General features: G+C 34.8%; 14 protein-coding genes. 5 read left to right on the plus strand and 9 right to left on the minus strand.

Going from position 1 to position 11,847, the window contains the following annotated elements:
* The 7 genes from tolQ to sucC all read right to left on the minus strand — a co-directional run bounded on the left by tolQ (position 1) and on the right by sucC (position 6,271).
* Entirely contained in the window at positions 1 to 621 is a 621-nt protein-coding gene (tolQ, locus tag H3T54_RS02980) for a protein TolQ (RefSeq protein WP_232350151.1), read from the minus strand.
* Between the two features lie 51 nt (positions 622 to 672).
* On the minus strand, positions 673 to 1,068 hold the full coding sequence (gene ybgC, locus H3T54_RS02985; protein WP_198200729.1) for a tol-pal system-associated acyl-CoA thioesterase: 396 nt from the start codon (positions 1,066 to 1,068) through the stop codon (positions 673 to 675).
* Between the two features lie 183 nt (positions 1,069 to 1,251).
* The gene (locus H3T54_RS12040; RefSeq protein WP_110447260.1) at positions 1,252 to 1,362 is read right to left on the minus strand and encodes a cytochrome bd oxidase small subunit, CydX/CbdX family; all 111 of its coding nucleotides are present in this window, start codon (positions 1,360 to 1,362) and stop codon (positions 1,252 to 1,254) included.
* 9 nt (positions 1,363 to 1,371) lie between these two features.
* Positions 1,372 to 2,508: a cytochrome d ubiquinol oxidase subunit II gene (gene cydB / locus H3T54_RS02995; RefSeq protein ID WP_198200733.1), complete on the minus strand. Its 1,137-nt coding sequence runs from the start codon at positions 2,506 to 2,508 to the stop codon at positions 1,372 to 1,374.
* Between the two features lie 19 nt (positions 2,509 to 2,527).
* Positions 2,528 to 4,099 carry a cytochrome ubiquinol oxidase subunit I gene (locus tag H3T54_RS03000; protein WP_110447258.1) on the minus strand — a complete coding sequence of 524 codons (1,572 nt, stop codon included), beginning with the start codon at positions 4,097 to 4,099 and terminating at the stop codon, positions 2,528 to 2,530.
* 108 nt (positions 4,100 to 4,207) lie between these two features.
* Positions 4,208 to 5,074, minus strand: a complete 867-nt coding sequence (sucD, locus tag H3T54_RS03005; RefSeq protein WP_198220845.1) for a succinate--CoA ligase subunit alpha — start codon at positions 5,072 to 5,074, stop codon at positions 4,208 to 4,210.
* 24 nt (positions 5,075 to 5,098) lie between these two features.
* Entirely contained in the window at positions 5,099 to 6,271 is a 1,173-nt protein-coding gene (gene sucC, locus H3T54_RS03010; protein WP_198200737.1) for an ADP-forming succinate--CoA ligase subunit beta, read from the minus strand.
* Positions 6,272 to 6,447: 176 nt separating this feature from the next.
* On the opposite strand from sucC, the gene fldA reads away from it, so the two are divergent.
* From fldA to cls, 5 genes are all read left to right on the plus strand, one after another.
* On the plus strand, positions 6,448 to 6,960 hold the full coding sequence (gene fldA / locus H3T54_RS03015; RefSeq protein WP_198200739.1) for a flavodoxin FldA: 513 nt from the start codon (positions 6,448 to 6,450) through the stop codon (positions 6,958 to 6,960).
* Positions 6,961 to 7,038: 78 nt separating this feature from the next.
* Positions 7,039 to 7,497, plus strand: a complete 459-nt coding sequence (gene fur / locus H3T54_RS03020) for a ferric iron uptake transcriptional regulator (protein WP_086364310.1) — start codon at positions 7,039 to 7,041, stop codon at positions 7,495 to 7,497.
* Between the two features lie 68 nt (positions 7,498 to 7,565).
* The gene (locus H3T54_RS03025) at positions 7,566 to 8,108 is read left to right on the plus strand and encodes an inner membrane-spanning protein YciB (protein ID WP_110447254.1); all 543 of its coding nucleotides are present in this window, start codon (positions 7,566 to 7,568) and stop codon (positions 8,106 to 8,108) included.
* Between the two features lie 27 nt (positions 8,109 to 8,135).
* Positions 8,136 to 8,594, plus strand: a complete 459-nt coding sequence (gene yciA / locus H3T54_RS03030) for an acyl-CoA thioester hydrolase YciA (protein ID WP_198200741.1) — start codon at positions 8,136 to 8,138, stop codon at positions 8,592 to 8,594.
* A 5-nt stretch (positions 8,595 to 8,599) separates the two neighbouring features.
* Complete coding sequence (gene cls, locus H3T54_RS03035) at positions 8,600 to 10,063, plus strand: cardiolipin synthase (protein WP_198200743.1); 1,464 nt, start codon at positions 8,600 to 8,602, stop codon at positions 10,061 to 10,063.
* A 33-nt stretch (positions 10,064 to 10,096) separates the two neighbouring features.
* On the opposite strand, the gene cpdA is transcribed toward cls, so the two are convergent.
* Positions 10,097 to 10,915: a 3',5'-cyclic-AMP phosphodiesterase gene (gene cpdA / locus H3T54_RS03040; protein WP_198220847.1), complete on the minus strand. Its 819-nt coding sequence runs from the start codon at positions 10,913 to 10,915 to the stop codon at positions 10,097 to 10,099.
* 172 nt (positions 10,916 to 11,087) lie between these two features.
* Positions 11,088 to 11,717: an ADP-ribose diphosphatase gene (nudF, locus tag H3T54_RS03045; protein ID WP_198220849.1), complete on the minus strand. Its 630-nt coding sequence runs from the start codon at positions 11,715 to 11,717 to the stop codon at positions 11,088 to 11,090.
* Positions 11,718 to 11,847: the final 130 nt, after the last annotated feature.

Here is an 11,847-nt window from a genome sequence, read left to right on the forward strand (position 1 = left end):
TTATTTCCTAACAGCTACTGCTTGACGTTGTAAAATTGATGAAAACTCATCAATAAAATTCAAATAACTTTGTTCCATTCGACTTACACGCAATGATAATCGGTTATAAGCTAAAACAGCAGGAATCGCGGCAAATAAACCAATAGCGGTCGCAATTAACGCTTCAGCAATACCGGGAGCAACCATTTGCAATGTTGCTTGCTTGACCTCGCCAAGTGAAATAAAAGCATGCATAATTCCCCAAACAGTACCAAATAAACCAATATATGGGCTAATTGACCCTACAGTACCTAAAAAAGGTATATGCAATTCTAAATTATCTAATTCACGATTCATCGCTAAACGCATTGAACGAGATGCGCCATCTAACGCTGCTTCTGGCATATTTGGATTAATTTGATATAAACGAGAAAACTCTTTAAATCCCGAATAGAAAATATGTTCTGTACCACAGATCTCTTCTTTATTGAATTTTGCTTTATCAAAGAGCACATTTAAGTCATCAGCAGCCCAAAAACTATTGTCAAATTGCTCAACTTGTTTTTTAGCCTTGCTTAAAACGCTACTACGTTGAAAAATAAAAGCCCAAGACATAACAGAAAACATGAGTAACAATAGCATAACGCCTTGTACTAAAAATCCTGCCTGTAAAAATAGATCAATAATATTCACTTAAATTAACTCCAAAAATAATGACTTTGGAAGCGCACAAGGCTTCATTTTAGTCATATTGACACAAGCAATCACCACATCAGCACTGCTGATAATTTGCTTATTCTGGTTTAAAATTGTCTGTTTAAAAATAATAGACGCCTTACGAATTTGTTCAATCTTAGTGCTGATAGATAACATATCATCTAAACGTGCTGGAAAGTCGTAGCTAATATCCATCTTTTTAACAACAAAAGCAATACCTTCTTGCAGCAACTTTTGTTGACTAATATCCAGTTGCCTAAGCATTTCTGTTCTAGCTCGCTCAAAAAAAGCAAGATACCGAGCATGATAAACTACCCCACCAGCATCTGTGTCTTCATAATAGACTCTTGCATTCCAATTGAATTGTTTCATATTATTCGATTTAATTTAGGCTAAAAAATTAACCATATTATATCTGAATATGAAATTCGCTGCACTATGATATAAAAATAGTTAAATGAAAACAATTATCATTTGTGAATTATTTATATATCGTTCAGACTTATAAGTAAAAAGGTGACAATTTGCCACCTTTATATTTTTTATTTTATTATATTATTTATTGTTAGTTTCTTTTTCATTACTAGAATTTTCAACCAAAAGTCCAGTAACAACAGCTAACATACAAGCTGCAATTATTCCAATGAACCATAAAACGTAATACATAATTAATCCTTAATAAAGTGAATGTTTATTATTTTCTATATGGTTTTTATCTAAACGCCCAAACATTTTAATGTAAGACCAGATAGTGTAGAAAAGAACAATTGGTAAAAAGATTACCACAACACCAAACATAATATTAAGTGTTAATTGACTAGAAGTTGCATCCCAAATAGTCAAACTAGCGTTTGGCATAATGCTTGATGGCATAATGAATGGGAATGTTGCAATTCCATAGGTAAGTAATACACAAGCAATAGTTAGTGAAGAAGATAAAAACACTAATCCATTTTTATTCACACTAGAAAAGAAAATAGTTAATAATGGTAATAATACGCCTAATGCTGGAACCGCCCATAAAATAGGATAATTCATGTAATTATTTAACCATGAAGAATCTGTTGATACAGTTTTAGCTAATGGATTTGATACTCCATTATGATCTATAGCACTTGTAATTTCATAGCCATGAATACCGAATGCAACCCAAACACCAGCCAATACAAAGGCAATTAGCATAACCAAACTTGCTATTTGCGTTGCTTTTCTTGCTCTTAAGTAAAGTTCGCCTGAAGTTTTCATTTGCAACCAAGCACCGCCATGAGCAACGATTAACATCAAACTCACAATACCAGCTAATATTGCAAATGGATTCAATAATTCAAAGAATGAACCATCATAAAAAGCACGTTTACTAATATCAAATCTAAATGGTACACCTTCTAATAAATTTCCAAATGCGACGCCGAAAACAAGTGCTGGCACAAAACTACCGAAAAAGATTGCTATGTCCCACATATTACGCCATTTAGAATTTTCCAGTTTACTACGGTAATCAAAACCAATTGGTCTAAAGAATAGCGAACAGAGCACTAAAACCATCGCAATATAAAAACCTGAAAAAGATACCGCATAAGCCGTAGGCCATGCTGCAAAAATACCTGCACCACCGGTGATTAACCAAACTTGGTTTCCATCCCAGTGTGGTGCGATTGCATTTATCATGATTCGGCGTTCAGTATCGGTTTTGCCAATAAAAGGTAATAAAATTCCTACCCCCATATCGAAGCCATCAGTGATAACGAAAGCGATTAAAACAACACTAATCAACACCCACCAGATGACGCGTACAATTTCGTAATCAATCATTGTATATACTCCCTATGCCTTATTCCGATATTGATTGTGTTTTTTCATAATGGTAGCTACCAGTACCTAATGAACTAGGCCCTAATCGTGCAAACTTAAACATCAAGAACAGTTCAGCAACCAAGAACAGAGTATAAAGTCCACAAATTAGCACCATAGTAAATAATACCTCACCTGCTGTTAGCGAGGAATTAGCGACACCTGTTGGTAAAATATCTTGAATTGCCCATGGTTGACGACCATATTCAGCAACAAACCAACCACATTCACATGCTAACCAAGGGAATGGTAAAGATAATAGAAGTAAACGATATAACCAACGTTTTTCACCAATTCGACCTTTATAGGTTGTCCATACAGCAAGTCCGGTACCTAAAATCATTAATAAGCCCAAACCAACCATACCTCTAAATGCCCAGAAAAGTGGCCATACGGTAGGGATTGAATCTTCGGTCGCAGCTTTAATATGTTGTTCAGTCGCTTCCGGAATGGTTAAATTATCACGATCAGTATAACGTTTAACTAAATAACCATAACCTAAATCAACTTTATTATCTTCAAAGGCTTTTAAGACAGTAGGATCCTGATCACCTTTCTGAATTTTTTCCAAATTCGTATAAGCGAGAATACCATTACGAATTCGAGTTTCATTATTAGTTAAGATATCTCTTAAACCAGTAACTTGGGTATCGAATGAACGAGTTGTCATGATTCCCATTATATAAGGAATTTCAAGGGCAAATAAATTTTCTTTCTTCTCTTGTGACGGGAATGCGATAACATTAAATGATGCTGGTGCAGGTTGAGTTTCCCATTCACCTTCAATTGCCGCAAGTTTTGCTGGTTGTACAGTTGTCAACTCATGACCTGCCTCATCCCCCATGATTGCAACAACAATTGACATAATAAAACCAAACACAGCTGCTACAGCAAAAGAACGTTTTGCAAAAGGCAAATCTCGTTTTTTCAATAGATAATATGAACTAATACTTAAAACAAAGATTGCACCGGTTAAATACCCAGCCGCAACAGTGTGAACAAACTTGTATTGTGCGACAGTATTAGTAATTAATTCAAAGAAACTGGCCATTTCCATACGAGAGGTGATTGGGTTAAAGTCTGAACCGATTGGAAATTGCATCCAACCATTGGCAACTAAAATCCAAAGTGCTGAGAAATTAGAACCAAAAGCCACACACCAGGTAACCATTAAATGTTTACCACGACTTAATCTATCCCAGCCAAAAAAGAATAAACCAACCATCGTTGATTCTAAGAAAAATGCCATTAATCCTTCAATCGCAAGCGGTGCACCAAATATATCACCAACATAATGCGAGTAATAAGACCAGTTAGTTCCAAATTGGAACTCCATGGTTAAACCGGTAGCAACACCAACGGCAAAATTAATACCGAATAGTTTACCCCAGAATTTAGTCATATCTTTCCAAACTTGCTTGCCACTAACCACATATACTGTTTCCATAATTGCAAGCATAAACGCCATACCTAGCGTTAATGGAACAAAAATAAAATGATACATTGCGGTGAGTGCAAACTGAAGTCTTGATAATTCTACAATATCAAACATAACGTGCTCCCTTTTATCCTTAAATACCCACAAATTTTCTGTCGTTATTTATTGTATTTTACAATATTATTGTAAAAATAAAACTTGATGAATGTCAAAAAAATGAAACTAAAGAAGTTTTTTTACCGTTTCACCGATTTCCGCCAAACTATTTACGACAATGATTCCTGCGGCTTGTAATGCTTTAGTTTTATCGGCAGCCGTCCCTTTATTTCCTGAAATGATTGCTCCCGCATGGCCCATACGTTTACCTGCAGGTGCCGAAACACCAGCAATATAAGCGATAACAGGCTTAGTGACATTTTGTTTGATATAATTAGCGGCTTCTTCTTCAGCACTACCGCCAATTTCACCTATCATAACAATAGCCTCTGTCTTAGGATCTTGCTGAAGTAATTTTAGAATGGAGATAAAATCACTACCTGGGATAGCATCACCGCCAATTCCAACACAAACTGATTGGCCTAATCCGATATCGGTAGTCTGTTTTACCGCTTCATAAGTCAAAGTCCCTGAACGAGAAACAATACCTACTTTTCCTGCCAAATGAATATGTCCAGGCATAATACCGATTTTACACTCATCAGGAACAATAATTCCAGGACAGTTAGGCCCTATCATAACAACATCATTTTCGACTAATTTTTGTTTCACGATAAGCATATCTAAAGTAGGAATACCTTCTGTAATACATACTATTAGTTTGATACCTGCATCAATTGCTTCTAAAATCGAATCTTTTCCAAATGCAGCAGGGACATAAATCACCGTTGCTGTTGCACCTGTTGCGGCAACAGCTTCTTTAACCGTATTAAACACAGGTAAGCCTAAATGCATGGTACCGCCTTTACCTGGCGTTACGCCACCAACGATTTTTGTTCCATAAGCAATTGCTTGCTCACAATGGAAAGTACCTTGACTGCCTGTGAATCCCTGACAAATCACTTTTGTTTCTTGATTAATCAAAATTGACATAATAATTATTCTCCACCCATCCTATTATTGTGCAACAGCAACAATTTGTTGGGCTGCATCGACTAAACCTTTTGCTGTGATAACATTCAATTCGCTTTTAGCCAAAATCTCTCTTGCTAGCTCAGCATTATTACCTTCAAGACGAACAACAACAGGCACGGTCAAACCTATCTCTTTAATTGCATCAATAATGCCATTAGCAATAAGATCACAACGAACAATACCACCAAAAATATTGACTAAAATAGCTTTGACATTTTTATCTGATAAAATTAATTTGAACGCTTCCGCTACGCGCTCTTTCGTTGTGCCGCCGCCTACATCTAAAAAGTTCGCTGGCTCACCACCATAAAGTTTGATCATATCCATTGTTGCCATCGCCAGGCCGGCACCATTAACCATACAACCGATATTACCTTCCAGTGAAACATAGCTAATACCTTGTTTAGCTGCAATTGATTCACGTTCATCTTCTTGGGTAGTATCTCTTAATATTGCTAATTCAGGATGTCTGAACATAGCATTATCATCTAACACAACTTTAGCATCTAAACAAATTAATTCTTGTGAATCAGTAATAACTAAAGGATTTACCTCAGCTAATGAAACATCATTATTGATAAAAAGATTAGCAAAATTGACAAATAATTTGGCAAATTGATTGACTAGTTTACCGCTAAGACCGAGCTTGAATGCGAGTTCACGACCTTGATAACCGCATGGTCCTGTTAATGGGTCAAGCGATATCTTGTGAATTAAATGCGGCGAAGTTTCAGCAACTTTTTCAATATCAACGCCACCTTCGGTCGATGCCATCACCACAATGCGTTTGCTACTACGATCAATTACTGCACCCAAATAAAGCTCTTTAGCTATATTGGAGGCCTTCTCAATTAAAATCTGATTAACGGGTTGACCTTTAGATGTTGTTTGATAAGTGACTAAATACTGGCCTAGCCATTTTTCAGCAAAAAGCTTTATTTCATTAAAATCCTTAGTACAAATGACCCCACCAGATTTACCTCGTCCCCCAGCATGTACTTGACATTTTGCAACCCAAACGCTGGTCGTTGTTTGCGAGGAAAGTTCAGCCAAGGTTTCTTGTATTTCATCAATAGAGTTACATACATAACCTTCGGGCACTGGCAAATTATACTGTTTAAATAGGTGTTTTGATTGATACTCATGCAAGTTCATAAATAAATCCCAAAGCTTTGATTGCCAAAAATAGTGGCTAATTTTAATTCAAGATGTAAAGATTGTGTAGTAAATAATTACTTATGTTTATAGTAATTGAGAATTATTGCTGATAACTACCGACAATGATATACTCAAAAATATATTGATATTGTAAAAACAGTAAAGGTAAAAATATGACACAAGTTGGAATCTTTTTTGGTAGTGACACCGGTAATACAGAGAATGTAGCTAAACAAATCCAACATATTTTAGGTACAGATAAAGCAGATCTTTTCGATATTGCAAAAACTACAAAAGAACATATCGAAAAATATGACTGCTTATTTTTTGGTATCCCAACTTGGTATTATGGCGAATCTCAAGCTGATTGGGACGATTTTTTCCCTAATTTGGAACAAATTGATTTTAATGGTAAAACTGTAGCAATTTTTGGCTGTGGCGATCAAGAAGATTACGCTGAATATTTTTGTGATGCGATGGGAACGATTCGCGATATTATCGAACCTAAAGGAGCAAAAATTGTTGGTCATTGGTCAACAGAAGGATACAGCTTTGAAGCATCGAAAAGTTTAGTTGATGATAATCATTTTGTTGGTTTAGCCATTGATGAAGATCGTCAACCAGAATTAACCGAAGAACGCATTAATAATTGGGTGAAACAAGTAAAAACCGAAATGAATATTTGATCTATCAAAGTGATTTATTTTATTTTCCGTACATATTTTTATAATATGTTTTATTAAACAACTCAACTGGAATGTAATATGACGAATCATGATAAAGATAATAATGCAGCACTGAAAAGTGCCGGCTTAAAGGTTACCTTACCACGATTAAAAATTTTAGAATTATTACGAGACCCTTCATGCCAACACATTACTGTAGAAGATCTTTATAAAAAACTACTTGATATGGGTGAAGAAATTGGCCTTGCAACGGTTTATCGAGTATTGAATCAATTTGACGATGCCGGAATTGTGACTCGACACAATTTTGAAGGTGGCAGAGCTGTTTTCGAACTTGCTTCACAAAAACACCACGATCATTTAATTTGTTTAGATTGTGGCGAAGTGTTTGAATTTCGAGATGAAACAATTAATCAACGTCAAAAAGAAATTGCAGAACAATATGGCGTTACCCTCACTTTTCATAGCTTATATCTTTACGGACATTGTAAAGCTGGTAACTGTAAAGCTCATCCCGAACTTCATACTAAAAAATAAGCCTATTTTATAGGCTTTTTTACTTATTGAGAATAATACATACTTTTATCTGTCAGGTTAATAATCACATGAAGCAGCTTTTAAATTTTATCCCACTTATCGTATTTTTTATATTTTTAACAATTTACGATATTTTTGTCGGCGTCCAAGCATTAATGATTGCCTCAACAATATCCTTTTTAATTATTCTTGTTATGTATAAAAAAATTGACAAAGTTGAGCTGATATCTTATCTGATGGTAATGATTTTTGGTGGCGTGACATTGTTAACTCGCGAACCTAATATTATCAAATGGAAAGTAACCATTATTAACTTTTTATTTGCTACTGCTTTATCTGTTAGTCAGTTTATTTTCAAGAAAAATCTTATACAAAAAATGTTAGGTAAAGAGATACAGCTTGATATAACAGTCTGGAATAAGTTGAATCTAATATGGATTGTATTTTTTATTGCCTGTGGAACTTTCAGTTTAATTGCAACATATTATGCAACAGATGACTTCTTCTGGATTTTTAAAGTATTTATTTTACCGGCTGTATCTTTAATAATGTCTTTGATCTCGGGTATTTATATTTACCGAAATATGAGTAAGGCCACTGACAACGGATAAAATTATATAGGTAGGAGTATTATCAACATGACACAAAATGACAACATCCCTAAGGGACAATTAGTATTACGAACCTTAGCTATGCCGGCAGACACTAATCCACATGGCCATATTTTTGGCGGATGGATCATGTCGCAAATGGACTTAGCTGGAGGTATTTTAGCTAAAGAAATTGCCAAAAGAAGAGTAGTGACAGTTAATGCAAGTAGTATTACTTTTCACAAACCGGCAATGGTTGGCGATGTAGTATGCTGTTATGCTCATTGTATAAAAACTGGCACTACCTCGATTACCATCGAGATTGAAGTTTGGATTAAAAAAGTAACCGATTCAGAAATTGCTACACAGCGTTTTCGTATCACTGATGCTACTTTTACCTATGTTTCTGTAGATAAACACAATAATCCAAAACCTTTGCCAGAAATATTTCAAAATTATGATTGTACCAAAGATCCTATTAGCAAATTAAACTTAACTTATAGTTGATAAATATGCAATTTACATCATTCCATGCATTAATAAGTACATTAATTTTTCTCGTTTACTGGTTGCTTATTGTGTCGACCACGCTACGTATTGTCTTCAAAAGAAGACCAACTACTTACGTGATTGCATGGATGTTGGTCATTTATATATTACCTATTATTGGCATTATTCTCTACTTCGCATTAGGCGAGACCCACTTAGGGCAACAGCGAGCTAAGCGTGCGCAAAAAATGCGCCCAACGATCACCAAATTTATTAAGCAATTATGCGCTTTTCCTGATATTTTTACCTCTAAAGTCAGTCAAGTTAGTAAGCCTATTTTTCAACTTTGTAAACATCAAACAGGACTTGACGGTATAAAAGGCAATCATATTGAATTATTAAGTGATACCGACACCATTTTCAATCGTCTTATTGAAGATATCAATAATGCAAACTCCAATATAGAAATGGTATTTTATATCTGGAATGAAGGCGGTAAAGCGGATGATGTTGAACAAGCACTAATACAAGCTACACAAAGAGGCGTTACCTGTCGATTAATGATTGATTCAGCAGGAAGTAGACATTTTATTAGATCGAAAGCCTGTCAAAGAATGCGTGATGCAGGTATTATCATTATAGAGGCATTACAAGTTAATCTATTAAGATTTATGTTTAGACGACTTGATTTGCGTCAACACCGTAAGGTAGCCATTATAGATAATTATATATCCTATACCGGAAGTATGAATATTGTTGACCCTAGATTCTTTAAACAAAACAAGCATGTTGGAGAATGGGTTGATATCATGATTAGAATGAATGGACCGGTTACCACCTTAATGGGGGCTATATACGCGAGTGATTGGGAACTTGAAACAGGGAAACATTTAGCTCTACCGCAAATTACGGATTTTGCTGAACCACCAGAAGAAAAGAAACATATTATGCAGCTTATTCCTTCTGGTCCTGGTTATACCGAAAACATGATCCATCAAGTGTTATTGACAGCAATTTATTCTGCTCAAGAAAAAATTATTTTTACTACACCTTATTTAGTACCTAGTGATGATATTTTACATGCAATCTGCACTGCCGCCCAACGTGGAGTTGAAGTTATTATCATTACGCCGAAAAAGAACGACTCATTAATGGTTAAATGGGCTAGTCGCGCTTTCTTTTCAGAATTATTAAATAGTGGCGTTAAACTTTATCAATTTAATGATAATTTATTACATACAAAAAGTGTTCTAGTTGATAATCAACTTAGCCTAGTTGGAACCGTTAATTTAGATATGCGCAGTTTATGGTTAAATTTTGAAATCACTACTGTAATTGATGACGCTCAATTTGCCAAATCACTATCACAGCTACTAAAACAATATTTATCACAGTCAGAAGAAATTAATATCCAAAAATGGAATAAACGACCAATCTGGCAACGTGTGATTGAAAGATTATTCTACTTTTTTGCCCCTTTACTCTAGGTAATTTTAGATAATTAACAGGCAAAAGAGCCCTTAATAGCCTTTTTGTGATATATCAGGTAGAAATTGATTATCCGCGATACGAAAAACTTTAGATTCAATCACCCCATCTTGATTAAGAACAATTTCTCGCCACCCAGGTGCATCTTCATTAGATAACTGAAAATCATAACAATTAGGTTTAAATTGAAAACATGTAGAAGGCGTCGAAAATGCATGACAATTATGCCAAATATGATCTTGTTGTTGATGAATATGTCCCCAACCTACTCCTTTTATAATAGGATTATGCTTGATGATTTCTTCTAGTTTGTAACTATTTTTTAAAATATGCTCATCCAACCAATCACAACCCGAGGAGATCGGATGATGATGCAAAAATACTAGTGCATTTTTATCGGCATGTGCAGTTAAGGTATTTTGTAAAAACTGCAATTCAGATTCAGGCAACATTCCATAAGCCCGCCCTACAACTTGACTATTTAATAACACAATTAACCAGTTATCGCCGAGTAATATACTTTTATTTTCAGCAAGTTGATAATTCGAAAATACCTCTTGCATATAACTATAGTTATCATGATTACCGGCTAACCAAACACATGGTGTAGCAAATTTTTGAATTTGCTCAGCAAAGCGTGCATATGATTTTTTAGCACCATCTTGGACAAAATCACCCGTTGCAACAATCAAATCAAACTTCTTATTGCTGCGCTCAATTTCAGAAATAACTGATAAAAAACTGGCATTTGACTTAACACCTAGTAGTGCGCCATTATCATCAGCAAACAGATGTGTATCAGTAATATGCAGTATTTTTGCATAATGCTTATTACGTATTTGAAGCTTCAAAAGTGACTCCAAAATCTACCTCTATCATTTATTATATGAAATCATGCCAGTAATAGAATTGATATTGTGATCAACATCACAATTTTTATTTTAAATCATGATGTTATACTAAATTGTAAAATAAATTCTATTTTTAGGAAAGTAATAATTGCTTAGTTTAACAAAAAACTGCTTATTTCCACTCATTCTTTAGTGTTAGATGATTAAGTTGTAACCACTGTAGTGCAATAATTGAAGCGGCATTATTAATTACTCCTTCTTCAACCCATTTATACGCTTGTTCACGACTTACTACATGAACCTTAATATCTTCGTTTTCTTCGGCCAAACCATGTACACCTTTTGCGGTCGAAGAATCAACTTGACCAACCAAAATATGCAACTGCTCAGTTAAGCCGCCTGGTGAAGCTAAATAACTAATGATCGGCTTACATTGTCCAATAACAATACCTGCCTCTTCCATCGCTTCTCGTCTTGCTACTTCTTCAGTCGACTCATTATCATGATCCATCATGCCGGCAATTAATTCTAATATCCATGGGCTAGTTTGAGTATCAATAGCTGCGATACGAATTTGTTCTATAAGGACAACTTCATCTCGTTTATCATCATAAGCTAAAAGCACCACAGCATGACCGCGTTCTAGAATTTCACGCGAAACCATTTCGCTTACAGAACCATCAAACTTACGATATTGAAAACGATATTCAAACAACGAGAAATAACCTTTATATAAAATTCGTTTAGTTAAATTAAACACATCTTTTTTGTTAAAAATTACTGGGGTAGATTTATATTTCATATTAAGTTCTCGATTTTAAGCTAAATTTTAATAAAAAGTGCGAATAACCAATATGGGCACTTTCTATATGCTAATTATCTGTTAAAATTACGCAATTGAAAAATATTATTCTATTTTATTGCTTTTAAAG

This window comes from Gilliamella sp. B14384G10 (assembly GCF_016101685.1).
GTDB classification, from domain to species: Bacteria; Pseudomonadota; Gammaproteobacteria; order Enterobacterales; family Orbaceae; genus Gilliamella; species Gilliamella apis_A.